This is a genomic window from Chelativorans sp. (assembly GCF_031180965.1).
Classification (GTDB): domain Bacteria; phylum Pseudomonadota; class Alphaproteobacteria; order Rhizobiales; family Rhizobiaceae; genus Chelativorans.
In genome coordinates this window covers 1-25,827 of the sequence record NZ_JAPSLH010000041.1, presented here as the reverse complement: position 1 = coordinate 25,827, position 25,827 = coordinate 1, and the positions used below count along the sequence as shown (strand labels likewise).

The window sequence follows — 25,827 nt, the reverse complement described above, 5'->3', positions numbered from 1 at the left end:
GCCCGCGACAGGCCGGCGGTGCCGGGGTGCTGGGTGACAGACAGCGCTTCGGAAAAACGGATGCTGGGTGAGAGCCGGCATCGCGGAAACCGCGGAGAAGCCGCTAGGGCTTTTCCTTCGGCCCGGCTAAGACCACCCCCTTCATTGGGTGCAGCCGGGAAGATGGAAGAGCCCGAGTGACCGGCCAATGTCGGGACAGCGGCCGGCGGGGCGCGTGGAACGCGCCACATAAACTAACAGAGAGGCACGGATCACGCGCCCCGCTTCCCACCTTCTTCAATGGCCAGACGGCGAAAGCCGGGCGTGGCGGCGATGAAACGCGTCCCTACCCTCGCGACAAGGAGGAGGGCCCACGCCGACCATTGCGGCCGGGGCTCACTTTGCCTTCGGCTTCCTTGCCCTTGCCTTCGGCTTCTCGGGCGCCGGCGGCTGCTGCGCTTCCCGTTCCAGCCGCGCCTGGCGCAGCCGGGCAGACTTGGCGTCCCTCAGCTTGGCTTCGGTCGCGACGATGTCGCGGAAGGCCTTGTCGGTGGTCGCCGCCTTCGTCTCGGCGCTCGTGCCCTTGGGCCGGAAGAGAGTATCCTTGGTGACCATTCGATCGCTCCACTCAGAAAATAAAAAAGGCCGGGCAGAACCCGACCTTTCCTCAGCCTCTACGGCCAGTGCCAGTACATCCGTGGTCAAAGGCCGGAGACGAAGCTTAGACGGCCTGCAGGTTGGCCGCTGCGGACTTGCCGGACTTGGGGTCGCGCACGACGTCGAAGCCGATCTTCTGGCCCTCGACGATGCTGCGCATGCCGGCCTGCTCGACTGCGGAGATGTGAACGAACACATCCGCCTGGCCGCTGTCCGGCTGGATGAAGCCGAAGCCCTTGGTTGCGTTGAACCACTTCACGGTTCCAGTGGTGCTCATGACGATTTTCCTTTCAAATCGTGCAGCCCCGCACGATGCGGAGCTTTTGAAAAATCGATGTTGAGAGGAAGGTCCGTCGGGCGCGCCTGGCGCGGAAACAAAGCTTAATCAGCAAGATCGATAGCGCATAGGTAAGCGACTCCACCGCCACTATCAAGCCCACCGCCGGCTTTTCTTTGCCGCCCTGCCTTGGTATGAAACGCCGTTGTCGGACTCGCCTACCGCGGCAATAAAGCGTAAGATACCGTTTTGGGGCCACGAATGTCCTTGCTGAGTCCGGTAGCGCCGAGCGTCGCGCAAGTCTACATCACTGAAGAGCTCTCCCGGCGCGCCTCCCGCAAGACCGACTACCTCCGCGAAAAGCGCGCCCTCCAGGAGCTTGCCTCCCGCATGGTGGACGCGCCGGAGGAAGTGCTTCCCCGCTTCGTCGACCTTGCCATGCAGATGACCGGCGGCATCGCGGCGGGATTGAGCCTCTACGAGGGCGACGACACCCGCGTCTTCCGCTGGCGCTACCTGCGCGGGCTCCTGTCTCCCTTCGAAGGGGCTGTCACCCCGCGCGACTTCAGCCCCTGCGGCATTACGCTGGATGAGAACCGGCCGGTGCTCTCGCTCCACCCCGAGCGCGTCTATGACTGGATCTCCGAGGCGGATATCGAGGTGCCGGAGGTGCTGCTCGTGCCCCTCTATCTGGGAGGCAAGCAGCCGCTCGGCACCCTCTGGATCGTCTCCGCCGAAGAAGGCCATTTCGATGCCGGCCACGCCCGCGCCATGACGGAGCTCGCCACCTTCGTAGGCGCCGCCCTTGCGCTCCTGGAAAGCCAGAAGCGCCTTTCCCGCGCGCTTGAGGAGCAGGAGCGGCTGACGGCGGAGATGGGCCACCGCATCAAGAATCTCTTTGCCATAGCCGCGGGGATGATCAGGACCACCGCCCGCCACACGTCCAGCAAGGAGGAGATGGCGGCCACGCTTTCAGGCCGGCTGCATGCGCTGGCGAGCGCGCACGACCTGGTCAGCCGTACCGTGCGCGGCAGCGAGGCGAGCCTGCGCGTCACCGATCTTGGCGAATTGATTGATGTGATCATGCGGCCGCATTGCTCCGGGCAGGCGGCGCGCTATTCCCTCGGCGGCCCGGCGATCCCCTGCAGCGACAAGGCGGTCGACGGGCTGGCGCTTGTCACGCACGAGCTTGCGACCAACGCCGCCAAGTATGGCGCCCTTTCCACCGAGGATGGGCATGTGGAGATAGGCTGGCAGTCCAGGGGCGATCTCGTCGTGCTGACCTGGACCGAGCGCGGCGGACCGCCCGTCCAGAACCGTCCGGAAGTGTCGGGCCATGGCAGCCGCCTCATCCACACCACCGTCACACGGCAGCTCGGCGGCACTTTGGATTACGAATGGCACCGCGACGGCCTTGCCGTCACGATCGCCGTCCCTTCCTCAAGTCTCCTGATCTAGCAAACCGCCTCATGCGGCGCTGGCCACGCCGCGCTTGCCCTTGAGGCCAAGCAGGCTGTTGATCTCGGCCTGCGGCACCGCTTGGGAGAGCAGGAATCCCTGCAGCTCGTCGCAGCCGATATCCTTCAGATAATCGCCCTGTTCCGATGTCTCCACGCCCTCCGCCGTGGTCTTGAGCCCCTTGGCATGCGCCAGGTCCACGATGGCCTGGACGATGGCCTCGTCGCCCTTCGCCTTGCCGAAGCCGCTGATGAAGCTGCGGTCGATCTTGATGCGGTCGACCTCGAAATCCTGCAGCCGCCCGAGGGAGGAGAAGCCGGTTCCGAAATCGTCGAGAGCGAAGCGGATGCCGAGGGCGCGCAGCGCGCGCATATTCTCCTCGCATTGGCCGGCATGGTCCGAAAGCGCGCTCTCGGTCACCTCGAGCTCCAGTCGCTGCGGCTTGATGCCGCTCGCAACCAGCGTTTCCGCTACCCGGGCGGCAAAAGCCGGGTTGCGCAGCTCTATGGCCGATACATTGACGGAGAGCGTCAGCTTCGGCCAGGCAGAAGCTGCCTGGCACGCCTCGCGGAGGACGAAGTCCCCAAGCGGTTCGATAAGGCCGGTCTCCTCGGCAATGGGCACGAAGATCGCCGGCGATATCCAGCCCTTCTGCGGATGCTTCCAGCGCAGCAGGGCTTCCACTCCGGTGATGCTCATATCGGAGGCGCTGTAGAGCGGCTGGTAGTGTACGGCCAACTCGCCCTTGCGCGCCAGCGCGACCCTTAGATCCCGCTCGATCTGGCGGCGTGCCTGCAGCATCGAATCCATGGCGTTGCCGAAGCGCGCGTAGCGGCCGCGGCCCGCACTCTTTGCGTGATAGAGCGCAATATCGGCCTTGCGGGTAAGCTCGGTTCGCTCCATCCCGTCGGCGGGTGCCACTGAGACGCCGATGGAGACGCTGACAAAGACCTGGTTGCCGTCGATATCAAAGGGCTGACGGACGGATGCAAGAATGCGATTGCAGAGGGGCTCGATCTCCTCGCCGGCGTTCCGGCAGGGCACGACGAGAACGAATTCATCGCCGCCGATCCGCGCCACAGTATCCGTTTCGCGGGCAAGCTCGCGCAGCCTTTCTGCAAAGCTCCTGATGAGCCCGTCCCCGGCCGGGTGGCCCATCGTATCGTTCACCTGCTTGAAGCGGTCGATATCGAGGTAGAGAACCGCCAGGCTGTCGCTGGATTGTTTGAGCTTGCCGAGCGCCTCGTCCAGCGCGTCATCGAATTTGGCGCGGTTCGGCAGCCCGGTGAGCGCATCGTGGAGAGCAAGATATTCCATCCTCGCTTCGCTGGCGACGAGCTTCGTCGACCGCTGGTGGATGACATAGAGCAGCACCGCGATGGTGAGCAGCGCGAGGCCGAAGACGCCAAGCAGCAGCGGCGTCAGATCGGAAAGGACCGCGGAGCCAGGCCTATAAGGCCGCCAGATGAAGTAGCCGACGGCGCTTCCCGCATCCGAGAGGAGGGGAAGCCCCACCTCCCCTTCGGCGGCGTTGTTCTGCCAGGCAAAACGCATCCCCTCGAAGAGATAGTTCTGCTTCAGATCGTTTATGAAGTTACCGTCCAGGTAGCGGACCGCTATGTGCAGGTATTCCTGCCCGGGGATCTGGTCGATCTCGCCGCTGTCCGAAACGATCGGCTTAACGCTGACCACCGCGGGGTGTCCTTGCACAACCATCAGATCGGCCGCACCCGGGCTGAGCATCCGGCCGCCGACGCCGCTGGTGTCGCCTGCCTGAAGGCGCTGCCGCAGGTCCTTGACCAAGGGGGCAACCACCGGCTCGATCAGCCGATAGGCATCCTGGGCCTTGGTAGGCGTTACGGAGAAGGCGTAGATCGGACGGTTTGCCGGGTCGAGCACATATGCCCCGTCATGGCCGAAATAGGTATGCATCCAGCTGCCGAGATTGACGTCGAGCCAGTCGCTGGCTGCCTCACCTCTCCTCACCTGCACCACCGAATCGTCCCACACGGTGACGCTTTCCTGATCATAGGCGATCGAGGCGCGCAGATTGGAAATGATCAAGGTGACGAGCCGCTCCTGCCGCTCCATCGCCACCCGATCGGCCTCGCCGCTCGACCAGAAAAGCAGACCGGCGACCGCGAGGCATGCAGCAACGGCTGAAGCCAGGACCGGAGCGACGACCTTCAAGGCAAAAGATCGAGAAAGTGCAGAATTTCTCCAGCGCATCATTTGACCCCCCAGACGAAGTCAAACTGACGCCGGATTCGTTAAGCTCAGGTGCATGGGGCTCCAAAATCGCACGAGGACCGGCCGAATACTAAGACCGCATGCGCGGCCTTGCAATCGCAAAGGGTGCGCTGCGCCCGACAAGCCGCATCCCCGCGACATAACGGTCTAGTTTCAGGGTCGGCCAGATGCATCAAGAGGATTGCATCTTTCGGCAAGACAATTTGACTTGTCCGCGCCGGGGCGGCCGCTATTAAGCACGGGCGACCGGTCCGCGCCGATATCGGCACCAACGCCGCGGCCCACGAGAAAGCATTACCATGACGGTCCTGGCTGCCGGCGCGGAGGCGCCCCGGGTCAATCCCTGGCTTTCCGAAGCGCGTGCGACCCTGTCGCTCGCCTGGCCGATGATTCTGACCAATCTCGCCCAGACCGCGATGACGGTGACGGACGTGATGATGCTGGGCCGCCTGTCGCCCGAGGCGCTCGCCGCCGCCACGCTCGGCCACAACCTCTATTTCATGCTCATGATCTTCGGCCTGGGGCTCCTGCTTGCGGCATCGCCGATGATGGCGAGCGCCGTCGGGCGCAAGCTGCGCTTCGTACGCGAGGTGCGCCGCACCGTGCGCCAAGGTCTCTGGCTCGCCGTCGCGGTTTCCCTGCCCATCTGGGCCGTGTTGTGGAACGCGGAAGCGATCCTCCTTGGCATGGGCCAGGACCCGGCGCTCAGCAAGGCTGCGGAGTCCTATATGCACGCTCTGCAGTGGGCCGCCCTGCCCTTCTACGGCTATATCGTGCTCCGCTCCTTCATCTCGGCCCTGGAGCGGCCGCGATGGGCGCTCGCGGTCGCCTTTCTTTGCGTCGCCTTCAACGTCGCGGCGAACTGGTGCCTGATCTTCGGCAATCTGGGCTTCCCGGCCATGGGCTTGCCGGGCGCAGGGATCGCCACCACCCTCTCCAGCCTCATGATGTTTCTCGGTCTGGCCGCGGTCGTATTGCTTGACCGGCAGTTCCGCCGCTTCAGCCTTTTCGGCCGCTTCTGGCGTCCCGACTGGCCGCGCTTTGCCGCCATGCTGCGGCTCGGGCTGCCCATTGCCGGGATCCTGACCTTCGAGGTGTCCATCTTCAACATCGCCGCGCTTCTGATGGGCCGGATCGACACGGTGTCCCTGGCCGCCCATGCGATCGCGATCCAGATCGCGTCAGTCACCTTCATGGTTCCGATGGGCTTGGCCCAGGCAGTCACCGTGCGGGTCGGCCGCGCCTTCGGGGCCGGGGATGCGGAGGCTATCACACGAGCCGGCTGGACGGCCTTCACCATGGGCGTGAGCTTCATGGCGGCGATGGCACTTCTCATGTTCATCGCCCCGCGGATGCTGATTGCCGGCTTCCTCGACCTTGATGCGCCCACGAACCAGCCGGTGATCGCGATGGCAGTCACCTTCCTTGCCTTTGCTGCGCTGTTCCAGATCGCCGATGGCGCGCAGGCGGTAGCGAGCGGCATGTTGCGCGGCCTGCACGACACGACGGTGCCGATGATCTACGCCGCGATCGGCTATTGGGGCATCGGACTGCCGCTCGGCATCGTGCTCGGCTTCCCCTTCGGCTATCGCGGCGCGGGCATTTGGATTGGCCTCTGCGCCGGGCTCGCCGTCGTCTCCGTGCTGCTGCTGGCGCGCTGGCTGAGGCGCGACAGGCTGATGCCGTTCCTCGGTGCCGAGCGAGGTGGCGGGCAGCCGCGGGAGCGGCCTTCAACGCATGAGTGAGCGTGCTATGGTGGCGAGGATTCACACCATCAGGCGCGGAATATTTCCATGCTGAGACGATCCCTTCTGCTTGTGGCGGGTTGCGGCCTGGTTGCGCTGAGCGTCGATGCACGGGCTGCGGACCCGGATTATCTAGACGACCGCTCCAGCCCCGAAGCGCTCGTGAACTCGCTCTACAACGCGATCAATCGCAAGGAATATGCCCGCGCCTATTCCTATTTCGGCACGCCTCCCGCAAAAACCGTGGAAGCCTACGCGGAAGGATATGCGCAGACGGAAAGCGTGGAAGTAGCCGCCGGGCCGGCCCGCGCGGAAGGCGCTGCCGGCAGCATCATCTATTCCCTCCCCGTCGCCATCCGGGCGACCACGGCCGGCGGAGAGGAGCAGGTCTATGCCGGCTGCTATATGTTCAGGTTTATTCAGCCCGCCGTCCAGGAAACACCCTACCGGCCGCTCTTCATAGAAGGCGGCAAGCTGACGCCCGCCGAACCCGCTTCGGGCTCGTGGAAGGATGCCCTGCCGCCGACCTGCGGCGAGGGCGAGCCCGTGCCCAGCGATCCCCTCCTGCAAAAGGCGGAACGTCTGTTTCACGCGGTCTATGGTGACATCTGCACCGCCGACGAAACAGGCAGTGAAGAAGAGGAACCGGAAATGCATGTGATCCGGTTCAACTATGACCATGATTCGGCGGATACGCCTGCTTCGCAGGCCCATCTCTTCCGCTTCTTCTGCGACCGCGGCGCCTATAACGAGGTGCACGCCTATATCTTCGCGAACGAAAGGGGAGAGATGATGCCTCTCGCCTTTGCGACGCCCGAGCTCCACATCGAGTACGAGAACGGGGACTCGGATGGCCGGGTCGAGGAGGTGCGGATCGTCGGTTACACGACCGAGAACCTCCTTATCAATTCATGGTTCGATCCGAACGACCGGACCATCTCCTCACACGGGAAATGGCGCGGCGTTGGCGATGCGTCCTCAGGCGGAATGTGGGCCTTCCGCTCCGGCGCCTTCTCGCTGGTGCGCTACGAGGTGGACGCTTCCTATGACGGCGAGAACAATCCCGAAACCGTGCTCGATTACAGTTCCGGACCCTGAGCTACCGACCTGCCGAGAGCATCCAGTTGAGGGTCTCGCGCCAGTCCGTCATGCGGATGGGCGTGCCGTGGCTGCCGCCTTCAAAGCGTACGAATCTGACCGGATAGCCGGGCGCGGCCTGCCGGATCTTTCGATAGAACGCTTCCTGCTTCTCCACGGGAAAGACGCTATCGCGTCCGCCATGGCCGAAGAAGAGGGGCACGCGGCGGCGGAAGGCCGGTGACATCAGGAAATCGGCGTCCCAGAACGATCCGAGGAGCAGAAGCCCGCCCAGCCTCGGGGCGAGACCTTCCGACTGCGCAAGGCGCCAGCACAAGGCGCCACCCATGGAGCCGCAGGCTATGAAAATCGGCGCGCCGGGCGACCGTGCCGCATAGTGGGCAAGAAGGGCGCTGACCTCCTCCGCGCCCGTTTCGCCGAAGTCAGAGAAATCGGGCGAGAGATAGAGCCCGCCGTTGCGGCCCATCAGGTTCTTGATGCGGTTGAAGTTGCCGCCGAATGTGAGGTCGTTCACGCCCTGGTGACGGCTGCCGCCCTGACCGTGCAGATAGACCGTGATGATCCTCGCATTCTCCAGGGCTCCGACGGCAAAATGCGGCACCCCTCCGGCGCTCGTCCTGGCCACCAAGTCCCGCTGCATGCGGCGGATCTCGGTAGCCACATAGCGGCCATGGACGCGCCGCTCGGGTACCGCGTCGCGGCCGTTGATGTCCCGCTCCTCGCGATAGTCGATGACGAGGAAATCGCCGCCGTCGCGGGCCTCGAGAACCGGCGGATAGGCGAACAGCCGGTCCTTGAAGGGAGCAAGTTCGAAGGATAGGGCGGGCGGAGCGAGAAGGATCATGCCTAGGCAGAAAAGAACCGGCATGCAGCGGCTGCGGGCGAGCAAAAGCGCCCCGATCCGCGGCACCCTAAAGCCCTCTCGGACCCAGCACGCCGCCTGCGGCCTGAAGCGCTTCGGGCGTATCCACATCAAGACTCGCTGCCGGGCCGAGCTCCACGTCGATGACGTCCGCCGCGCTTTCAACGATCGGGCGCGCGCCGGTATCCCCTTCCAGCCTTTCGACCTCGGAAAACAGGGCGCGCGGCAGGATGACCGGATTACCCCTTTTGCCGTTGTGGGTGGCGCGCACGATGCTGCGGCCGCCGGCCGCGGAAAAAGCCTCCATCAGCCGGTCGAGATCCGCCGTCGTCACTCCCGGCATGTCGGCCAGCATGACGAGCGCCGCGTCCGCGGAAGGCGGAAGCGAGCGGATGCCGGCCTTCAGCGAGCTGGCGAGGCCGGTGGCGAAATCCTCGTTTCGGACCGCCCTGAGATCGAGGCCCTCCAGCGCCGCCGCGACGGCTTCGGCTTGATGCCCCAAAACGACGACAAGGCCGGCCGCCCGGCTGGCGGCAAGCCGCTCGGCCGTGCGCTGCACAAGCGGCTTTCCCTCGAAATCGGCGAGCAATTTGTTTTGCGGCCCCATCCGGCGTGATTGGCCGGCCGCAAGCAACACGCCCCAGACCTTTGCCGGAGCGCTTCCGGAAGAGGCTTCGCGCGGCTGCGGGCGCGTCGGGATTTCCATGAGGAGGCCGCCCACACCCATGCCGGCGATGTCCTGCGGCGTTACCTCGATACCGGCGATGAGACGGTCGAGCACCCAGTCGAATCCGTTGAGCTTCGGGCTGCGCGCGCAGCCCGGGACGCCAAGCACAGGCTTTCCGCGGAGCGAGCCGAGCACCAATAGGTTGCCCGGATCGACGGGCATGCCGACGCGCGAGACCTGGCCGCCCGCGCGCCGGATCGCGGCGGGGACGACATCGTCCTCGTCGCTCACTGCGGACGCTCCGAAGACCAGGACCATATCGTTCGCATCGGCCTGCATGCCGATGGCGCGGGCGACGCTCTCCTCCTCGTGCGGCGGGCGAAGCTCCTCGCTGATCCGGCTCGCCGAGCGGGCGAGCCGCGCCTCGGTAATGCGCGCCGTCTTGTCGAGCACGCTCGCCTTCACCCCCGGCAGGACGCTCTGCACGAGGCCGACAGAGCGCGCGGCGAAAGGACGAACCGAAAAAGCCTCGCGCGCCCGGCAGGCGGTCTCCGCCTGCGCCACGAGATTCTCCGCGACGCCGAAGGGAATGATCTTCACCGTGGCGACCATCTGCCCGGCCTCCACCGTGGCGTAGGGCTCGAGCGTGGCAATTGTGATGGCCGGATCGACGCCGTTGATCGCGTCGATCACATGGCGGTCGACAAGGAAGATCCCGGCTTCGGTGGCATGAAGATTGACGCGCCCCGTCGAGGGCGCGCGCGCCTCCACATGGGCCGCGCCGAGCGCCTTGGCGATCCGCGCCGCGGCGGTGTCCTCGTCGAGATCGTCCTCCTCCAGAACGGCCGCGACCACTTCGCGGATGCCCGCCTTGAGCAGCGCCTCGACGTCCTCCGCCGTGAGCCGGTGCGCCTTGCGCAAGCGCATTTCGCCTGCGACGACAGCATGCGCGAGGATCGCGCCCTGCCCCTCCCGCACGGCAATCGGACCAAACCTCACGCGGCCTCTCCCCTTTCCGCCCGAAGCCCGCGCGAGCGCAGCGCCTCGATGATCTCGGCGAGCACGGCGACGGCGATCTCGGCCGGGCTCGCCGCACCGATGGAAAGGCCGATCGGCGCGCGGATGCGCTCGATGACCGCCTGGGGAACGCCCGCCGCGGAAAGCCGCTCCACGCGCTTGGCATGGGTTTTCCGGCTGCCGAGCGCGCCCACATAGAAGCAGCCGGCCTCGAGCGCGGCCTTCAGCGCCGGATCGTCGATCTTCGGGTCGTGGGTGAGCGCCGCGACGGCGCAGTAGGCATCGAGCGGGCTGTCCTTCAGCACCACCTCCGGCCACTCGGCATCGAGGCGGACGTTCGGAAAGCGTTCCGGCGAGGCGAAGGCCGTGCGCGGATCGATGATGTGGAGATCAAAGCCGGCGATCTTCGCCATGGGCGCCAGCGCCTGGCTGATATGGACCGCGCCGATCATGACCAGCCGCGGTGGCGGCAGGTGCACGTTGAGGAAAAATGTCCGCCCGTCCGCCTCCACCGTGCCCGACTTGCCGGAACGAAAGGCGGAAGCGACCGCCTCCCCCAGATCGCCTGCAATGGGATCGCCCTCGGCCACGACGCGGTCGCGCCCGTCGGTAAGATCGGTGAGAAGGATCGCCGCGCGGCGCTCGCGACGGCATCGGTTGAGCTTCTGCAGCGACGAGGGATCCATGGGTCAGCGGTTTCCCGGCACGATCTGCATGTCAGCCCAGCCGCTCGACATAGACCTTGATGCGGCCGCCGCAGGAGAGACCGACCCGCCAGGCGGTCTCGTCCGCCACGCCAAATTCGAGCATGCGCGGCTTGCCGTCGGCGATCACCTCCGCCGCCTCGGCGACGACCGCACCCTCCACGCAGCCGCCCGACACGGAGCCTTCGAAATGGCCTTCCGCATCGATGACGAGGTGGCTTCCCACCGGGCGCGGCGCAGATCCCCAGGTCTCCACCACCGTGGCGATGGCCACCTCCTTGCCAGCCTCGAGCCACTCCTCCGCGATCATCAGCGGGTCGAGCGGTGCATGGCTTTGTACGCTTTCGAGCATATCCGTCTTCTTGGGTAAAAGGAGCCGATCGGTCGCACCAATATGGTCACGCAGGTGCATGCTTGCCAAGCCCCTCGGGGGTGCCCGGAATTCTCGTGCGCCGCCGCGGCACGGCCAAAAGCGCGGCGCAAAGATCGGCAAGTGCGTTCAGCGAATGCACCGGCCGCAATTCGTCCACATGCGGCAGCATAGCCCGCATGCCGCGCGCCTTGGGCTCAAAACCGTCGAAACGCAGAAGCGGGTTGAGCCAGATCAGCCTCCGGCAAGACTTTTGCAGCCGCTCCATCTCGCGCGCCAGCACGTCGATATTGTCGCGCTCCAGCCCGTCGGTGATGAGGAGCACGACGGCGCCCTGCCCCAACACCCGGCGCGACCAGAGCCGGTTGAACGTGCCGATCGCCTCGCCGATGCGCGTGCCGCCCGACCAGTCCTGCACCGCGCCGGCGCATTCGGCGAGCGCCTCGTCGGGGTCGCGGTGGCGCAGTTGGCGCGTCAGGTTGGTGAGTCGCGTGCCGAAGGCGAAGCTGTGCACGCGGCGCCGGCTTTCGGTAAGCGCGTGCAGGAAATGCAGAAAAATGCGGGTGTACTGGCTCATCGACCCGGAGATGTCGGCAAGCACCACCAGCGGCGGGTGCACGAGGCGCGGCGAACGGTAGCGCGGCAGGATGAGGTCGCCGCCCGTCCTGAGGCCGAGGCGCATCATGGCACGCGGATCGATCCGGCGTCCGGTGGGATCGGGGCGATGGCGGCGCGTGATGACAAGATCATCCGGCATGACGAGCTTGCCGATGGCTTTCCTGGCTTCCGCAATCTCCTGCGCGCTCATCTGCGCGAAATCCTTGCTGCGCAGCACCTCGCGGGGGGAAAGCGTCAGCCGGGCGTCGATCTCCACCTCCGGCTTGTGCTCCCTTCCGTCCGCCTCGCGCCCCGTGTTCGGGAAGGCTTCGCCAGCGCGTTTTTGGCCGGCGCGCGGCTTTTCGGGACGGGCGAGCGCGAGCGGCGGAGGCATCGAGAGCATCTTTTGCAGGAGATCGCGCGAGCGCCAGAAGAGGCGGAACGCCTCGTCGAAGACTGCATGGTCCTCTCGCCGCGTGACGAGGACGGAGTGGAGCGTCCAGTAGAAATCCTCGCGCGTGCCGATGCCGGCGGTCAGCACAGCCTCGATGGCATCCGCCACCGCCGCCGGCCCGACGCGCAAGCCCGCCTTGCGCAGCGCCCGGGCAAAAAAGACGATATTGTCAGCGATCCGCCCTTCCGGATCGGCAACGACACTACGCCCGGCCACGCCGCTCATCATCTCACCCGGCAGCCGCCAGCTCGGCCCTGACCTCGTTCAGGATGCGCGCGCTCTCCCCCGCCTGCAGGCGGGCGATATCGTCCTGGTATTTCAGGAGCACGCCCAGCGTGTCCGACACGGTTTCCGGGTCAAGCGCGACTTTATCCAGTTCGGCCAGCGCATTCGCCCAGTCGATCGACTCGGCGACGCCGGGCACCTTGAAGAGGTCCATGTCCCGCAGCCTCTGGATGAAGGCCACCACTTCCTGCGAGAGCCGGCGGTTGGCTTGGGGCACCCTGCGCCGAACGATCTCCAGCTCCCGCTCGGCATCGGGGTAGTCGACCCAATGATAGAGGCAGCGGCGCTTCAGCGCATCGTGGATCTCGCGCGTCCGGTTGGTGGTGATAATGACGATGGGCGGTTCTTCGGCGCGGATCGTGCCGAGCTCCGGTACGGTAACCTGGTAATCGGAAAGGATTTCCAGAAGAAACGCCTCGAAAGCCTCGTCAGTGCGGTCGAGCTCGTCGATCAGGAACACGGGCGCGGCACCCGCCTTGCCCGTCAGCGCCTCCAGCACCGGCCTGCGGATGAGATGCTTTTCCGAAAAGACGTTGCGCTCCATGGCGCCGCGGTCGGCGACGCCCGCCGCCTCCTCCATCCGGATCTCGATCATCTGCGCCGCGTAGTTCCACTCGTAGACGGCCGAGGAGACGTCGAGCCCTTCATAGCATTGCAGGCGGATCAGCCTGCGGCCGAGCGACCGCGCCAGCACCTTCGCGATCTCGGTTTTGCCGACGCCCGCCTCGCCTTCCAGGAAGAGCGGCCGGTGCATCTTCAGGCTGAGGAAAAGAACGGTGGCAAGCGCGCGGTCTGCCACGTAGTCGGCCTCGTTGAGCAGCGTGACCGTCTCGTCGATCGATTGCGGCAGGGGACGCGGAGCGGTTTCGGACATGATCCCTCCGGAATGCTGCTTAAAGCACGCGATAGGCGCGGTCATGATAGAGGAGCGGCCGCAGCTTCGCGCCGATCCGCAGGGCCATCACCTTGCCGAAATAGATGCGGTGAGTCGCAAGTTCCTTGCTGTCGATCACCTGGCAGTCGAACACGGCCAAGGCGCCCACCAGCGTAGGCGCGCCGGTCGCGAGCTTCTCCCACTCACCCAGCGCAAATCGCTCTTCCTGTGGCAGGCCCGTCAGCCCCGAAAAGGCATTGGACAGGTCCTCGTGCCCGGCCGCGAGCGTGTTCAGGGCAAAGACGCCGTTCTGCAGGAAAACCTCGTTCTTCGGATTGTTCCGGTTGAGGCAGACGAGCACGATGGGGGGATTGTCGGAAACGGAGCAGGCCGCGATCACCGTTGTGCCGCGCCGGCCCGCCTGCCCATCGGTCGTGATGACATGCACGGCGCCCGCGAAGCGGGCCATCGCATCGCGATATTCCTGAGGTGCTACGTCGTTGGTCTTCAGCACAAAACCCTCGCCCGCCCGATATAGGTGCACCGCCCGCGCTTGCAAGCGGCGCGCCACCGGCTCAATAGCGTGTTGCGCCCGGCCCTGCCAGCCTTTACGAGTGCGGGTAGCTTGGCTGCAAAGCCCGGGGGCCTTCATTCTCAAGATGCGCTGTTTCGCCTTTCCCCTCCTGCTTTTCGCACTGGTGGCGATCAGCCCGGCGCATGCGCAGGAAATGCTGAGGATCGGCCTTTCCGCGCCCCTGGGCGGCGACTTCCGGATCCTCGGCGAGCAATGGGCTCAAGGCGCCCGCGCGGCTGCCGCCCTCCGCGAGCAGCCGGTCGAACTCATCGAGGCGGACGACGCCTGCACGGTGGAAGGCGGGGCGGCTGCCGCAAGGCGGCTGGTGGAGGCGCGCGTGTCGATCGTCATCGGCTTCCTCTGCACGCCGGCGGTCGAGGCCGCCATGCCCGTCTTCAAGGAAGCCGGCATCCCCGTTATCACGCCTGTAAGAACCAACAGCCTGACGGACCAGAAGGACCGCACCGGATGGCCGGTCTACCGGCTCGGCCCGCGCGCCGACGCCGAACGCGAGGCGGTGGCCGACATCCTCGTTCCCCTCTGGCGCGAGGAGTTTTTCGCCATCGTGGACGACGGCACCATACACGGGCGGGAGCTGGCCGAAAATCTGCGCGCTCGGGCGGAGCTGGCGGAACTGAAGCCGGTTCTCGTCGATACCTTCCGGCCGCAGCTCGACAACCAGATCGGCCTGGTCGGCCGGCTGCGGCGGGCGGGCGCGACCCATGTCTTCGTCGGCGGCGACCGCAGCGATACCGCCATCATGGCACGTGATGCGGCCGGGCTCGACTACGCCGTCACCTTTGCCGGAGGCGAGGCGCTGAGGGCGGAGGATGGGCCGGTCCCCCTCTCCGCCGGCGTGCTGATGGTCGGCCTGCCCGAATGGCGGGATATCGCGACCCCGGACGCCCTTGCAGCGCTTGAAGCCGCCCGCGTACAGCCTGAAGGCTACGCTCTGCAAAGCTTTGCCGCCTTCGAGGTGGCAGTCAGCGCCGCAGGCGAGGCCGCAAATGCCGAACTTCCGGTGACAACCGCCCTCGCCCAGCTCACCTTCGCCACCGCCATCGGCGAGGTCCGGTTCGACGAGAAAGGCGATCTCGCCGGCAACCCTTACCGGCTGTTCCGCTATGACGGCGAGCGCTTCGTGGAGGTGCCCTAGATGTTCCGGACGGGACCGAAGAACCTGATCACGGATGTGGCTGGTCTCAAGGTCGGCAACAGCGAGGACCGGGTTCTGAAATCGGGCAGCACCGTCGTGCTTTGCGAGGAGCCCACGGTGGCCGGGGTGCAGGTTTTGGGCGGCGCGCCGGGAACGCGCGATACCGACCTCCTCGAGCCGCACAATCTCGTCGAGCACATCCATGCAGTGGTGCTGTCGGGAGGCTCGGCCTTCGGGCTCGATGCCGCCTCCGGCGTGCAGGCAGCCCTGCGCGCGATGGGCGTGGGTTTCGAACTGGCGGGCCATCGCGTGCCGATCGTACCCGCCGCCATCCTGTTCGATCTCGCCAATGGCGGCGATAAGGATTGGGGCCGCTTCCCGCCTTATCGCGATCTGGGCTTCGCCGCCGCTCAGGCCGCCGGCGAGGTTTTCGAACTGGGCAGCCATGGGGCGGGCACGGGCGCCCGCGCCGGCAACCTCAAGGGCGGGCTCGGCTCCGCTTCCACCGTGCTCGACAACGGAATCACCGTCGGGGCCCTTGCAGCCACGAACGCCGTTGGCTCCGCCACCGTCGGCGAGACGGCCCACTTCTGGGCCGCGCCTTTCGAGATCGGCGATGAATTCGGCGGGCTTGGCCTCCCCTCGCCCATGCCGGAGGACGCGCGCAAACTTTCAACCAAGTTTGCGCCTCAGCAGAAGACGCCGGGCGGTAACACGACGATCGCCGTCATCGCCACGGACGCCAAGCTGACGAAAGCTGCGGCCCGCCGGCTGGCGATCGCCGCTCATGACGGGTTTGCGCGCGCCATCTGGCCGGCACATACGCCGCTGGACGGCGACCTCGTCTTTGCCTTAGCGACGGGGCGCAGCGAAGTGGAGATCGATGCCGCCACGAGCATCGAGCTTTGCGCGGCCGCCGCAGCGACGATGGCCCGCGCGATCGCCCGCGGCGTCTACGCAGCACAAGACGCCGATGGCGACATGGTGCCTTGCTGGCGCAGACGCTATGGTTCGGCGAGGCCGGCATGAGAGCGGCAGCCGGGAGCGGAGGGACGATGGCGAAGCGGATCGCGGCCCTCGCGGCCCTGCTCCTTAGCTGCGCGTCTGCCCGGACGGGCGACATGGCGACAGTCGAAATCCTCGGCTTCAGCGCCGACGGGGATGTCTTTGCCTTCGAGGAATTTGGCATCCAGGACGGCTCCGGCTTCCCCTACGCCAACCGCTACTACATCGACACGGACGACGACACCTTCCTGCCGGGAACGCCTATCCGTATCCGCCTCGAAGATGAGCAGGCCACTGTAGACGCAGCCAGGCAACAGACGAAAAGCCAGGCAGCGACAATAATTTCCGATGAGGAGCTAAAGCAGAATCAAGGATTGGTTGCGGGCTGGAATCCTGTAACGGAACTTTCGGCGGAACCGCACCGCATTGTGGTCAATCCCCGGCCGGTCGTGCCGCCGCTGGACAGTCCGCTCGAAATCCGCCTGGAGGAGCTTTCGCTCGAGCAGCCGGCGGACTGCCGGGACATAGGCGATGTCATGGGATTTCGCCTGCTGTGCGTAGCAACGGCGCCCGGCGCCGAAACGCGTCTTGTCCACGAGGACACGACGGTGCCGGCAAGCCGCGGATGTGCGCTCGGCTACCGTATCGCCGGAGTGCAGACTTTTTACCCCGAAGGCGCAGAACCAGTCTTCGCCGTCCTTATCGCCGTGCGGCGCTTTGGCTTCGAGGGGCCGGACCACCGCTTCCTCGCCGTGACGGGAAAGCTGTGAGCGGCAGGGAGCCGCCCGCTCCCGCATCGGGCAAAGGTTCTGCCGGCCGGAGTCGGCGGGCCCTGCCTTCCCTCTCCGTTGCGATGCTCGGCGGCGCAATCTGGGCCCTGCTGATGATGGCAAGCGCCTTCTGGAGCATCGGCCACTGGGAAACCGTGCGCCACATGCTCCGCGTTCTCCTGCTCTACGGGATGGCCGCAACCCTCGCCTTTCCGATCGGCCTATTCCTGGCGGAGCTCGCGGCGGGCGGCAAGGGGCCGACCTAGCGCTTCGCCGCTGCCTTCGTGATGCTGACGCTTGCGACTGTCGGCGTGACGGCGCTCCTTTTCGCGGTCGATTATCGCGCCTACTACGCCGCCTCCCATGCCCACACCCTCTCCTATGTGTGGATGCTGCAACTCATCGGCACGACGCTCAACGCCTCCTATCAATTCGCGGTGATCGGGCTGCGCCTTTATTTTCCCATCGGCCTGATCGGCCTCTTCGCGGCAAGCTTCTGGTTTGCGGCGCGCACGCGTTGAGCTTCGCCTTTCCCTCTGATAGACCCCGGGGCGGCTCCAGCTCCAAATACAGGCAAGCCCATGATACCCCGCTATTCGCGACCGGAAATGGCCGCAATCTGGTCTCCGGAGACGAAATTCCGCATCTGGTTCGAAATCGAGGCACATGCCGCGGATGCCATGGCAGAGCTCGGCATCGTGCCCAAGGAGGCGGCGCGCACGATCTGGGAAAGAGGCGGCAAGGCGCAATTCGACATCGAGCGCATCGACGCGATCGAGCGCGAGACAAAGCACGATGTGATCGCCTTCCTCACGCATCTTGCCGAGATCGTCGGGCCTGAGGCGCGCTTCGTCCACCAGGGCATGACGTCGTCGGACGTGCTCGACACCTGCTTCAACGTGCAGCTCGTGCGCGCCAGCGACATCCTGCTCGCCGACCTCGACGCACTGCTGGCCACGCTCAGGAAGCGCGCCCTCGAGCACAAGGACACGGTCACGATCGGGCGGAGCCACGGCATCCATGCCGAGCCGACCACCTTCGGGCTCAAGCTGGCGCAGGCCTATGCCGAGTTTTCCCGTTGCCGCGAGCGGCTGGAGCGCGCGCGCGAGGAGGTGGCGACCTGCGCCATCTCGGGCGCGGTCGGCACCTTCGCCAATATCGATCCGCGCGTGGAAGAGCATGTGGCGGAGAGGATGGGGCTCAAGCCGGAGCCGGTCTCGACGCAGGTGATACCGCGCGATCGGCATGCCATGTTCTTTGCCACGCTCGCCGTCATCGCCTCCTCTGTCGAGCGGCTCGCAACTGAGGTCCGCCACTTGCAGCGCACCGAGGTACTCGAGGCGGAAGAATATTTCTCGCCAGGCCAGAAGGGTTCGTCGGCCATGCCGCACAAGCGCAACCCGGTGCTGTCGGAAAACCTCACCGGTCTTGCCCGCATGGTGCGCGCCTATGCGCTGCCTGCCATGGAAAATGTGGCGCTCTGGCACGAGCGCGACATCTCCCACTCCTCGGTGGAGCGCATGATCGGGCCGGACGCGACGGTGACGCTCGACTTCGCGCTGGCGCGCCTGACCGGAATGATGGACAAGCTGGTCGTCTATCCGGAGAACATGCGCCGGAATCTGGACCGACTCGGCGGGCTGGTGCACTCGCAGCGCGTTCTGCTCGCGCTAACCCAGGCGGGGGTGAGCCGGGAGGACGCGTACCGGCTGGTACAGCGCAACGCAATGCAGGTGTGGGAACACGGCGCCGACTTCCTGGAAGAGCTGCTCGCCGACCCCGATGTGCGCGCAGCCCTCTCGGAGGAGGAAATCCGCGAGAAGTTCGACCTCGGCTACCATACCAAGCACGTGGATACGATCTTCGAGCGGGTCTTCGGCGAGAGCTGAATCTTTTCCGTCGTCCGTCCGCTCGGAGCTGACGCTGCATAGGCGTCACGCCGTCTATCACCTTCCCGGAGCGATTCGGATCACGATCCCCCACGGGTCTTCAAGCCTGCTTTCCCTGTCGGCGCGCGTATCGCTGAGGCTCACCCAGGACAACCCCGCCCGGGCGGGATCGCGGCGCCTGGCCCCGGCGCTGTGCCAGCTGTTCGCGCCGATATGGTGGTGATATCCGCCCGAGGCCAGGAACACCGCGCTCGGACCATAGCGGGCCATGGTGTCGAGACCCACCGCCTCATGCCACCACCTTTCGGCTTCCGTCGGATCGCCGACGCGCAAATGCACATGGCCGACCACCGTACCGTCAGGCGCGCCGCTCCAGCCACCCTCGCCGGCAGCTAGCAGGAGATCGTCGACGTTGAGCCGCAGGGTTTTCATGGCGACATTGCCGTTCTCCCAAGCCCAGCCCTCGCGCGGCCGGTCGGCATAGATTTCGATACCGTTTCCTTCCGGGTCGCTGAGATAGATCGCCTCGCTGACGAGATGGTCAGAAGCGCCGTCGATCTCGATGCCGCGCTCGATTGCATGGCGGAGCCAATGGGCAAGCGCAGCGCGGGAGGGCAGCAGGAAGGCGGTATGGAAGAGCCCGGCTTCGCGCGCGTCGTCCGGCTTTGCCGCCGGGTCCGCCTCGATGGTCAGGAGCGGCCGTTCGCCAGCGCCAAGGACCATGGCGCCCTCACCGCGCGAAAGCTCCTGCAGACCGACAGCGTCGCGATAAAAGCGCGCCAGTTCCTCGGCATTGCGCGACCTGAGCCCGACCGCGGCCACGCTGACCGGTGTCGTTGCCGAAAAGGGAAGTTCAGCCATTTTGATTCTCCTGTCGCTCTCCGGCGCGACCGCGCCGGAAAAGGGCGACGATTTCATCTTCCTGAATGTGATCCTGGGCGTTCCCGCGCACAAGGACGGGAATCAAGAACGCCGTGTTCACCGATCCAGCCTCGCCTCCGCAAGCGGGTTGCGCGGACGAGGCATGCTGGCTACATGCGCGGCCATGAAGGCCAAGGACGCAGACATTCTCATCATCCCCGGCTACACCAATTCCGGCCCGGACCACTGGCAGAGCCGCTGGCAGGCGCGCATTGCATCCGCCCGCAGGGTCGAGCAGGCGGAATGGACGAAACCGGTGCGCGAGGACTGGGTTGAAAAGGTTGTCGAGGCGGTGAACGAGGCGGTGAGGCCGGTCGTGCTGGTCGCCCACTCCCTCGGCATCGCCTGCGCGGTGCACGGCATCCCCCGCTTCCGCAGGAAAGTCGCGGGCGCATTCTTCGTCGCCCCGCCCGATGTGGCAAATCCCAACATCCGGCCGAAGCATCTCATGACCTTCGGGCCGTATCCGCGCGAGCCGCTGCCCTTCCCGTCCGTCGTGGTGGCAAGCCGCAACGACCATTTCGGAAGTTTCGAAGCGGCGGAGGACATCGCGGCCGCCTGGGGCTCGCTGTTCCTGGATGCCGGCGAGGCCGGACACATCAACGCGGAAGCGGGGTTTGGCCCCTGGCCCGAGGGAACGCTCGCCTTTGCCCGGTTCCTCTCGCGGCTCTGAGCCGGTTCAGCCGATGCTGTCCCTCGCCTTGCCGATCATGCCGGCCGCGCCCTGGGCCATGTAGGAGAAGTCGTTGCCGAGTGCGAAAAGGCGGAAGCCCATCGCATGATAGCGGCCGACGAGGGCTGGATCGACCGCATAGATGGCCAGCAGCTTGCCGGCATTGCGCGTCCGCTCGGCAATGTGGGCAATCGCCTCCATCATGTCGGGAAGCGACGCATTGACGATCTTCCCTTCCGTCCAGGCGAGTGAAAAGTCCGAAGGGCCGACAAAGATGCCGTCGATGCCTTCGACGGCGAGAATCCCATCCACCGCCTCCAGCGCGGCGCGGGTCTCGACCATGGCAAAGGCCAGCGTACGCCCTATAGCCGTATCGAGCCAATGCTGGCCGCCAGCCTCGCCGGAGCGCGGCAGCGCGTAGGTCGGCCCCCAGGAGCGCTCCCCGCGCGGTGGATAATTGGTGGAGGCGGCAAAGCGGCGGGCATCATCGATCGAATTGATCATCGGGGCGATCACCGCTTCGGCGCCGAAATCGAGGGCCCGGCTCGCCATGTCGAAGCGGCCGACAGGGATTCGCACGATCGCATGCCGGCCGCGCAGCCTCAGCGGCACCATCCCACGCAGAACGCTGTCCTCATGATGGCCGCCATGCTGCATGTCCAGCGTGACAGCCTCGAAGCCGGTAGAGGCGACCGCCTCCACCGTCAGCGCATCGGGAATGACGGACCAGGCGGTGAAGATCGTCTCGCCGGCCTTCAGCCGTTCGGAAAGCCGGCCCACGGCGGCACCTATTGGTCCTGGACCTGGTTGATTGCTTCGGCGAGCAACTGCACCATCTTGGCGCGGATGCCATCGTCCGTTTCGGCTATCCCGGCGGCATCGAAATCCTGGCGTATCTTGCGGAAAACATCCTCGTCGCCGGCTTCCACGAAATCGGCCTTGACGACCTCCCTCGCATAGGCGTCGGCAGCTTCACCCTGCCTGCCCATCTTCTCAGCCGCCCATAATCCGAGCAGCTTGTTGCGCCGCGCCATGGCCTTGAATTTCAGCTCCTCGTCGCGGGCGAACATCCGTTCGAAGGCTTCCTCGCGCTCTCTCATATTGCTCATCGTCCGCTCCCGGCTTGGTCGGCGCCGAACTCCGGCGCGCGAAACTGAGTTGGTAGAGACCAGAAGCTTTTCCGGCGGTCAATAGAGGAAGAAGCATCCCAACGCCTCCCGGCAAATCCGGTGGGCAGGTGAAATGCGCATTGAGGTGGGGCAAGGATTGCGCTAGAGACCGCAGGAGCCATCTGGCTCCTCATTCTTGCCGAGTCGGGCCAATGACCACCATCTTGAGACCGGCAGTCAGAACCCAGAGAAAACCATGAACCGTCGCCGCCGCATCTACGAAGGCAAGGCCAAGATTCTTTACGAAGGCCCCGAACCCGGCACGCTCATCCAGTTCTTCAAGGACGACGCAACCGCCTTCAACAAGAAGAAGCACGAGGTCGTCGACGGCAAGGGCGTGCTCAACAACCGCATTTCCGAATACCTCTTCGAGCACCTGAACCGCATGGGTATCCCCACCCATTTCATCCGCCGGCTCAATATGCGCGAGCAGCTGATCAAGGAAGTGGAGATCATTCCGCTGGAGATCGTGGTGCGCAATATTGCCGCAGGCTCTCTGGCCAAAAGGCTCGGCATGGAGGAAGGCACGGTGCTGCCGCGCTCCATCATCGAGTTCTACTATAAGGCCGATGCGCTCGACGATCCGATGGTCTCGGAAGAGCATATCACCGCCTTCGGCTGGGCGAGCCCGCAGGAGATTGACGACATCATGGCGCTCGCCATCCGCGTCAACGATTTCCTCTCCGGCCTTTTCCTCGGCGTCGGGATACAGCTCGTCGATTTCAAGATCGAATGCGGCCGCCTTTGGGAAGGCGAGATGATGCGCATCGTGGTGGCGGACGAGATATCGCCCGATTCCTGCCGCCTGTGGGATGTCTCCACCCGGGACAAGCTGGACAAGGACCGCTTCCGCCGCGACATGGGAGGGTTGGTGGAGGCTTATCAGGAGGTGGCGCGCCGCCTCGGCATCATGAACGAGAACGAGCCGCCGAAGCCTTCAGGTCCTGTGCTTGTTTCCTCCAAGCCCGACGGCGAAACCCGCCACTAGACCGGAAGGCAGGACTCCAAGTGATTAAGGCACGCGTCATCGTCACGCTGAAGAGCGGCGTTCTGGACCCGCAGGGCAAGGCCATAGAGGCGGCGCTGCGCGGCCTCGACTTTTCCGGCGTCGGCTCGGTGCGCCAGGGCAAGGTGTTCGATATCGAGATCGAGGGCTCCGACAGGGCCAAGGCCGAAGCGGATCTCAAGGAAATGTGCGACCGCTTGCTGGCGAACACGGTCATCGAGAACTATAGTATCGCCATCACCTGAGGGCTGAAGATGGCTGAAGCAACAGGCGAGTTCATATACGAGCTCCTGAAAAAAATGCAGGAGCGGTTCGACAAAGTCGATTTTGCACTGCTCGAGCTGAAGGCCGAAATAAACAACCTCCGCGGCGCCATGGTTGCGACTCACGGCGACGTCCACAATATCTATGGCGTTCTGGCGCGCACCGACCAGCGGCTCGACCGCATCGAGCGCCGCCTCGAGCTGCGCGAAATGGCCGAAGGGCCGCAGAGACCTTACGAGCCGAACGCATGAAATCAGCCGTCATCCAGCTTCCCGGCCTCAATCGCGACCGCGACATGATCGCGGCGCTCACAAAAGTGTCCGGCAAGGCGCCGGTCACCGTCTGGCAGACCGAGACGGAGCTGCCGGACGTAGATCTCATCGTCATTCCCGGCGGCTTCTCCTATGGCGACTATCTGCGCTGCGGCGCGATCGCCGCGCGCATGCCGGTGATGCGCGCCGTGGCCGAGAAGGCAAAGCAGGGCGTGCTCGTCATGGGCGTTTGCAACGGCTTCCAGATCCTCATGGAGGCGGGCCTCCTGCCCGGCGCGCTGATGCGCAACGCCTCGCTGAAATTCGTCTGCCGCGAGGTGAAGCTTTCCGTTGCCAACGCCAACACGGCCTTCACGCGCGCCTATGCGCCCGGACAGGTGATCCGCTGCCCCGTGGCGCATCACGACGGCAATTTCTTCGCCGACCCCGAGACGCTTGCGCGCATCGAGGGCGAAGGCCAGGTGGTGTTCCGTTACGCAGAGGGCACCAATCCCAACGGTTCGATCAACGACATCGCCGGGATCGTGAACGAAGCCGGCAATGTGCTCGGCCTGATGCCGCACCCCGAAAACCTGATCGAAGCCGCCCATGGCGGCATGGACGGACGTCCCCTGTTCGAAGGCATTTTGGGGAAGGCCGCGTGAGGCGCGGGCCGATGCGCGGCACGCCCGACGGCTTTCGCTTTCGCGCCTTCGAGTATCTCGCAGCTACAGGCATGATCGCGCTGCTTTCGGCTTGCGGAAGCGGGCCCGCGGCCGGCCCCAGCTCGGCTGCGGTGAACGCCGACGATCCCGTCAGCGCGCTCCAGCGCATCAACCGGGCGGGCGCCGAGTGCTGGATGCGTTCGTCCGACCCCGCCTTTCGCGATTTGCACCTGGTGCCGGAGCTCGACACCATGGCCGGCCGCCCTCGCTTGCTGATGCTGAAGAAGGGGAAGACGGCAGGCCTGCCTGTGCTCGTCATCGAGGCGAGCGGCTCGCCGGCCAAGGTGGAGACCTACGGGCCGCTTACCGCCACCCGAACGGGCGCGCGCGTGAATACCGATATCCAGCGCTGGTCGGGCGGGCGGACAAGCTGCTAGCTGACCGTTTCACGAACGCACTTTGGAGAGTGCCAGGGAAATGAGCATTTCCAATTCCATTCCCATTTCCGAAGAACTTGTCGCCTCGCACGGCCTGAAGCCGGACGAATACCAGCGCATCCTCGACCTCATCGGCCGTGAGCCCACCTTTACCGAGCTCGGCATTTTCTCGGCCATGTGGAACGAGCATTGCTCCTACAAGAGCTCGAAGAAGTGGCTGCGCACCCTGCCCACCTCCGGCCCGCGGGTGATCCAGGGTCCCGGCGAGAATGCCGGAGTGGTCGACATTGGCGACGGCCAATGCGTCGTTTTCAAAATGGAGAGCCACAACCATCCCTCCTATATCGAGCCCTACCAGGGCGCAGCCACCGGTGTGGGCGGCATTCTACGCGACGTTTTCACTATGGGCGCACGGCCGATCGCGGCGATGAACGCGCTGCGCTTCGGCGCGCCCGATCATCCGAAGACGCGCCATCTCGTGGCGGGGGTGGTGGCCGGCATCGGCGGCTACGGAAATTCCTTCGGCGTGCCGACGGTGGGCGGCGAGGTCAATTTCGACCCGCGCTACAACGGCAATTGCCTGGTCAACGCCTTTGCCGCCGGCCTCGCCCGCACCGACGCCATCTTCTACTCCAAGGCTGAGGGCGTGGGCCTTCCCGTCGTCTATCTCGGCGCCAAGACCGGACGCGACGGGGTCGGCGGGGCCACCATGGCCTCGGCCGAATTCGACGAGACGATCGAGGAGAAGCGCCCGACCGTGCAGGTCGGCGACCCCTTCACGGAAAAATGCCTGCTCGAAGCCTGCCTGGAGCTGATGGCGACCGGCGCCGTCATCGCCATCCAGGATATGGGGGCCGCCGGCCTCACCTGCTCGGCCGTCGAGATGGGCGCCAAGGGTGACCTCGGCATCGAGCTCGACCTCGACAAAGTGCCCGTGCGCGAGGAGCGCATGACCGCCTACGAGATGATGCTTTCGGAGAGCCAGGAGCGCATGCTCATGGTGCTTCGGCCGGAGAAGGAGGCGGAAGCCGAGGCGATCTTCCGCAAATGGGGACTCGATTTCGCCGTCGTGGGCCGGACGACCGACGACCTGCGCTTTCGCATCCTGCACCAAGGCGAGGAAGTGGCCAACCTGCCGATCAAGGAGCTGGGTGACCAGGCACCGGAATATGACCGGCCCTGGGTCGCGCCCAAGGCGCCCCCTGCCCTCGACCCGGCAAGTCTGCCGAAGACCGACATCGCCGAAGCGCTTCTGAAGCTGGTCGGTTCGGCTGATCTCTCCTCCCGCCGCTGGGCCTGGGAGCAGTATGACACCCTTATTCAAGGCAATTCGCTGCAGCGCCCGGGGGGTGACGCCGGCGTCGTGCGCGTCGAGGGTCACCCCACCAAGGCTCTCGCCTTCTCCTCCGACGTGACGCCGCGCTACTGCGAAGCCGACCCATTCGAGGGGGGCAAGCAGGCGGTGGCCGAATGTTGGCGTAATCTGACGGCCACCGGGGCCGATCCGCTTGCGGGCACCGACAATCTCAATTTCGGCAATCCCGAACGGCCCGAGATCATGGGCCAGTTGGTGCGCGCCATCGAGGGTATCGGAGAAGCGTGCCGGGCGCTTTCCTTCCCCATCGTCTCCGGCAATGTCTCGCTCTACAACGAGACGCTCGGCCAGGCGATCCCGCCCACCCCCACCATCGCCGGCGTCGGCCTCATCCCGGATTGGTCGAAGATGGCCCGCATCGCCTTTGCGGGCGAGAGC

The 25,827-nt window shown here is 65.5% G+C and carries 29 protein-coding genes; 16 read left to right on the top strand and 13 right to left on the bottom strand.

The genetic code is table 11. The features are described 5' to 3' along the window. Nucleotides 1-375: 375 nt before the first annotated feature. On the bottom strand, nt 376-594 hold the full coding sequence (locus RIN79_RS20475; RefSeq protein WP_309086560.1) for a hypothetical protein: 219 nt from the start codon (nt 592-594) through the stop codon (nt 376-378). A 106-nt stretch (nt 595-700) separates the two neighbouring features. Next, nucleotides 701-913, bottom strand: a complete 213-nt coding sequence (locus RIN79_RS20470; protein ID WP_309086559.1) for a cold-shock protein — start codon at nt 911-913, stop codon at nt 701-703. Nucleotides 914-1,174: 261 nt separating this feature from the next. Here RIN79_RS20470 and RIN79_RS20465 point away from each other — a divergent pair, with 261 nt between their 5' ends. Continuing rightward, the gene (locus tag RIN79_RS20465; RefSeq protein WP_309086558.1) at nt 1,175-2,371 is read left to right on the top strand and encodes an HWE histidine kinase domain-containing protein; all 1,197 of its coding nucleotides are present in this window, start codon (nt 1,175-1,177) and stop codon (nt 2,369-2,371) included. Between the two features lie 9 nt (nt 2,372-2,380). Here the strand turns inward: RIN79_RS20465 and RIN79_RS20460 are convergent, their stop codons facing one another. Continuing rightward, nucleotides 2,381-4,561 (bottom strand): bifunctional diguanylate cyclase/phosphodiesterase, encoded by a 2,181-nt coding sequence (locus RIN79_RS20460; protein WP_309086557.1) that lies wholly within the window; start codon nt 4,559-4,561, stop codon nt 2,381-2,383. A 359-nt stretch (nt 4,562-4,920) separates the two neighbouring features. Between RIN79_RS20460 and RIN79_RS20455 the strand changes: the two genes are divergently transcribed. Continuing rightward, on the top strand, nt 4,921-6,366 hold the full coding sequence (locus tag RIN79_RS20455) for an MATE family efflux transporter (protein ID WP_309086556.1): 1,446 nt from the start codon (nt 4,921-4,923) through the stop codon (nt 6,364-6,366). A gap of 48 nt (nt 6,367-6,414) precedes the next feature. Further along, a complete protein-coding gene (locus tag RIN79_RS20450; RefSeq protein WP_309086555.1) occupies nt 6,415-7,464 on the top strand; it encodes a DUF1176 domain-containing protein in 1,050 nt (349 codons plus the stop codon). A 1-nt stretch (nt 7,465) separates the two neighbouring features. On the opposite strand, the gene RIN79_RS20445 is transcribed toward RIN79_RS20450, so the two are convergent. From RIN79_RS20445 to RIN79_RS20415, 7 genes are read right to left on the bottom strand one after another with little or no spacing between them, the layout of a single operon-like run. After that, nucleotides 7,466-8,332: an alpha/beta hydrolase gene (locus RIN79_RS20445; RefSeq protein WP_309086554.1), complete on the bottom strand. Its 867-nt coding sequence runs from the start codon at nt 8,330-8,332 to the stop codon at nt 7,466-7,468. 43 nt (nt 8,333-8,375) lie between these two features. Next, nucleotides 8,376-9,992 (bottom strand): molybdopterin-binding/glycosyltransferase family 2 protein, encoded by a 1,617-nt coding sequence (locus RIN79_RS20440; protein ID WP_309086553.1) that lies wholly within the window; start codon nt 9,990-9,992, stop codon nt 8,376-8,378. Continuing rightward, entirely contained in the window at nt 9,989-10,696 is a 708-nt protein-coding gene (locus RIN79_RS20435) for an XdhC family protein (protein WP_309086552.1), read from the bottom strand. The genes RIN79_RS20440 and RIN79_RS20435 overlap by 4 nt, the downstream gene beginning before the upstream one ends. 31 nt (nt 10,697-10,727) lie before the next feature. Then, a complete protein-coding gene (locus tag RIN79_RS20430) occupies nt 10,728-11,066 on the bottom strand; it encodes an XdhC family protein (RefSeq protein WP_309086551.1) in 339 nt (112 codons plus the stop codon). A 46-nt stretch (nt 11,067-11,112) separates the two neighbouring features. Further along, nucleotides 11,113-12,360, bottom strand: a complete 1,248-nt coding sequence (locus RIN79_RS20425) for a VWA domain-containing protein (protein ID WP_309086550.1) — start codon at nt 12,358-12,360, stop codon at nt 11,113-11,115. Nucleotides 12,361-12,364: 4 nt separating this feature from the next. Then, on the bottom strand, nt 12,365-13,294 hold the full coding sequence (locus RIN79_RS20420) for a MoxR family ATPase (protein ID WP_309086549.1): 930 nt from the start codon (nt 13,292-13,294) through the stop codon (nt 12,365-12,367). 19 nt (nt 13,295-13,313) lie between these two features. Further along, entirely contained in the window at nt 13,314-13,808 is a 495-nt protein-coding gene (locus tag RIN79_RS20415; RefSeq protein WP_309086548.1) for a flavin reductase, read from the bottom strand. Nucleotides 13,809-13,953: 145 nt separating this feature from the next. Between RIN79_RS20415 and RIN79_RS20410 the strand changes: the two genes are divergently transcribed. From RIN79_RS20410 to purB, 6 genes are all read left to right on the top strand, one after another. Then, nucleotides 13,954-15,024, top strand: a complete 1,071-nt coding sequence (locus tag RIN79_RS20410) for a branched-chain amino acid ABC transporter substrate-binding protein (protein WP_309086547.1) — start codon at nt 13,954-13,956, stop codon at nt 15,022-15,024. Next, complete coding sequence (locus tag RIN79_RS20405) at nt 15,025-16,053, top strand: P1 family peptidase (RefSeq protein ID WP_309086546.1); 1,029 nt, start codon at nt 15,025-15,027, stop codon at nt 16,051-16,053. A gap of 26 nt (nt 16,054-16,079) precedes the next feature. Continuing rightward, entirely contained in the window at nt 16,080-16,799 is a 720-nt protein-coding gene (locus tag RIN79_RS20400) for a DUF2259 domain-containing protein (RefSeq protein ID WP_309086545.1), read from the top strand. Between the two features lie 113 nt (nt 16,800-16,912). Then, nucleotides 16,913-17,065 (top strand): hypothetical protein, encoded by a 153-nt coding sequence (locus RIN79_RS20395; protein ID WP_309086544.1) that lies wholly within the window; start codon nt 16,913-16,915, stop codon nt 17,063-17,065. Nucleotides 17,066-17,086: 21 nt separating this feature from the next. Beyond that, entirely contained in the window at nt 17,087-17,320 is a 234-nt protein-coding gene (locus tag RIN79_RS20390) for a hypothetical protein (protein WP_309086543.1), read from the top strand. A 60-nt stretch (nt 17,321-17,380) separates the two neighbouring features. Then, the gene (gene purB, locus RIN79_RS20385) at nt 17,381-18,688 is read left to right on the top strand and encodes an adenylosuccinate lyase (RefSeq protein WP_309086542.1); all 1,308 of its coding nucleotides are present in this window, start codon (nt 17,381-17,383) and stop codon (nt 18,686-18,688) included. Between the two features lie 57 nt (nt 18,689-18,745). Here the strand turns inward: purB and RIN79_RS20380 are convergent, their stop codons facing one another. Then, nucleotides 18,746-19,549: a VOC family protein gene (locus tag RIN79_RS20380; protein ID WP_309086541.1), complete on the bottom strand. Its 804-nt coding sequence runs from the start codon at nt 19,547-19,549 to the stop codon at nt 18,746-18,748. Nucleotides 19,550-19,733: 184 nt separating this feature from the next. Between RIN79_RS20380 and RIN79_RS20375 the strand changes: the two genes are divergently transcribed. Beyond that, nucleotides 19,734-20,282 carry an alpha/beta hydrolase gene (locus RIN79_RS20375; protein WP_309086561.1) on the top strand — a complete coding sequence of 183 codons (549 nt, stop codon included), beginning with the start codon at nt 19,734-19,736 and terminating at the stop codon, nt 20,280-20,282. 6 nt (nt 20,283-20,288) lie between these two features. On the opposite strand, the gene RIN79_RS20370 is transcribed toward RIN79_RS20375, so the two are convergent. Together RIN79_RS20370 and RIN79_RS20365 are read right to left on the bottom strand one after the other, a co-directional pair. Next, complete coding sequence (locus RIN79_RS20370; protein WP_309086540.1) at nt 20,289-21,062, bottom strand: HpcH/HpaI aldolase/citrate lyase family protein; 774 nt, start codon at nt 21,060-21,062, stop codon at nt 20,289-20,291. Nucleotides 21,063-21,070: 8 nt separating this feature from the next. Beyond that, nucleotides 21,071-21,391, bottom strand: a complete 321-nt coding sequence (locus tag RIN79_RS20365; RefSeq protein ID WP_309086539.1) for a DUF1476 domain-containing protein — start codon at nt 21,389-21,391, stop codon at nt 21,071-21,073. Between the two features lie 256 nt (nt 21,392-21,647). On the opposite strand from RIN79_RS20365, the gene purC reads away from it, so the two are divergent. The 6 genes from purC to purL all read left to right on the top strand — a co-directional run. After that, the gene (gene purC / locus RIN79_RS20360; protein WP_309086538.1) at nt 21,648-22,439 is read left to right on the top strand and encodes a phosphoribosylaminoimidazolesuccinocarboxamide synthase; all 792 of its coding nucleotides are present in this window, start codon (nt 21,648-21,650) and stop codon (nt 22,437-22,439) included. 20 nt (nt 22,440-22,459) lie between these two features. Then, entirely contained in the window at nt 22,460-22,702 is a 243-nt protein-coding gene (gene purS / locus RIN79_RS20355; protein WP_309086537.1) for a phosphoribosylformylglycinamidine synthase subunit PurS, read from the top strand. A gap of 9 nt (nt 22,703-22,711) precedes the next feature. Then, nucleotides 22,712-22,972 carry a hypothetical protein gene (locus RIN79_RS20350; protein ID WP_309086536.1) on the top strand — a complete coding sequence of 87 codons (261 nt, stop codon included), beginning with the start codon at nt 22,712-22,714 and terminating at the stop codon, nt 22,970-22,972. After that, complete coding sequence (gene purQ, locus RIN79_RS20345) at nt 22,969-23,637, top strand: phosphoribosylformylglycinamidine synthase subunit PurQ (protein WP_309086535.1); 669 nt, start codon at nt 22,969-22,971, stop codon at nt 23,635-23,637. Before RIN79_RS20350 ends, purQ begins: the two co-directional genes overlap by 4 nt. Beyond that, on the top strand, nt 23,634-24,074 hold the full coding sequence (locus tag RIN79_RS20340; RefSeq protein WP_309086534.1) for a hypothetical protein: 441 nt from the start codon (nt 23,634-23,636) through the stop codon (nt 24,072-24,074). The genes purQ and RIN79_RS20340 overlap by 4 nt, the downstream gene beginning before the upstream one ends. A gap of 40 nt (nt 24,075-24,114) precedes the next feature. Then, nucleotides 24,115-25,827 (top strand): phosphoribosylformylglycinamidine synthase subunit PurL (purL, locus tag RIN79_RS20335; RefSeq protein ID WP_309086533.1); only part of this gene is annotated, 1,713 nt, incomplete at its 3' end.

Bases quoted from the DNA above. Each gene is read 5' to 3' on its own strand.
- RIN79_RS20470 (WP_309086559.1), bottom strand. From the start codon at position 913: ATGAGCACCACTGGAACCGTGAAGTGGTTCAACGCAACCAAGGGCTTC.
- RIN79_RS20365 (WP_309086539.1), bottom strand. From the start codon at position 21,391: ATGAGCAATATGAGAGAGCGCGAGGAAGCCTTCGAACGGATGTTCGCC.
- RIN79_RS20425 (WP_309086550.1), bottom strand. From the start codon at position 12,360: ATGAGCGGCGTGGCCGGGCGTAGTGTCGTTGCCGATCCGGAAGGGCGG.
- RIN79_RS20395 (WP_309086544.1), top strand. From the start codon at position 16,913: ATGATGGCAAGCGCCTTCTGGAGCATCGGCCACTGGGAAACCGTGCGC.
- RIN79_RS20465 (WP_309086558.1), top strand. From the start codon at position 1,175: ATGTCCTTGCTGAGTCCGGTAGCGCCGAGCGTCGCGCAAGTCTACATC.
- RIN79_RS20435 (WP_309086552.1), bottom strand. From the start codon at position 10,696: ATGGATCCCTCGTCGCTGCAGAAGCTCAACCGATGCCGTCGCGAGCGC.
- RIN79_RS20405 (WP_309086546.1), top strand. From the start codon at position 15,025: ATGTTCCGGACGGGACCGAAGAACCTGATCACGGATGTGGCTGGTCTC.
- purB (WP_309086542.1), top strand. From the start codon at position 17,381: ATGATACCCCGCTATTCGCGACCGGAAATGGCCGCAATCTGGTCTCCG.
- RIN79_RS20450 (WP_309086555.1), top strand. From the start codon at position 6,415: ATGCTGAGACGATCCCTTCTGCTTGTGGCGGGTTGCGGCCTGGTTGCG.
- purQ (WP_309086535.1), top strand. From the start codon at position 22,969: ATGAAATCAGCCGTCATCCAGCTTCCCGGCCTCAATCGCGACCGCGAC.
- RIN79_RS20475 (WP_309086560.1), bottom strand. From the start codon at position 594: ATGGTCACCAAGGATACTCTCTTCCGGCCCAAGGGCACGAGCGCCGAG.
- RIN79_RS20445 (WP_309086554.1), bottom strand. From the start codon at position 8,332: ATGCCGGTTCTTTTCTGCCTAGGCATGATCCTTCTCGCTCCGCCCGCC.
- RIN79_RS20350 (WP_309086536.1), top strand. From the start codon at position 22,712: ATGGCTGAAGCAACAGGCGAGTTCATATACGAGCTCCTGAAAAAAATG.
- RIN79_RS20455 (WP_309086556.1), top strand. From the start codon at position 4,921: ATGACGGTCCTGGCTGCCGGCGCGGAGGCGCCCCGGGTCAATCCCTGG.
- RIN79_RS20400 (WP_309086545.1), top strand. From the start codon at position 16,080: ATGGCGAAGCGGATCGCGGCCCTCGCGGCCCTGCTCCTTAGCTGCGCG.
- RIN79_RS20375 (WP_309086561.1), top strand. From the start codon at position 19,734: ATGAAGGCCAAGGACGCAGACATTCTCATCATCCCCGGCTACACCAAT.
- RIN79_RS20430 (WP_309086551.1), bottom strand. From the start codon at position 11,066: ATGCTCGAAAGCGTACAAAGCCATGCACCGCTCGACCCGCTGATGATC.
- RIN79_RS20410 (WP_309086547.1), top strand. From the start codon at position 13,954: ATGCGCTGTTTCGCCTTTCCCCTCCTGCTTTTCGCACTGGTGGCGATC.
- purC (WP_309086538.1), top strand. From the start codon at position 21,648: ATGAACCGTCGCCGCCGCATCTACGAAGGCAAGGCCAAGATTCTTTAC.
- RIN79_RS20420 (WP_309086549.1), bottom strand. From the start codon at position 13,294: ATGTCCGAAACCGCTCCGCGTCCCCTGCCGCAATCGATCGACGAGACG.
- RIN79_RS20390 (WP_309086543.1), top strand. From the start codon at position 17,087: ATGCTGACGCTTGCGACTGTCGGCGTGACGGCGCTCCTTTTCGCGGTC.
- RIN79_RS20380 (WP_309086541.1), bottom strand. From the start codon at position 19,549: ATGGCTGAACTTCCCTTTTCGGCAACGACACCGGTCAGCGTGGCCGCG.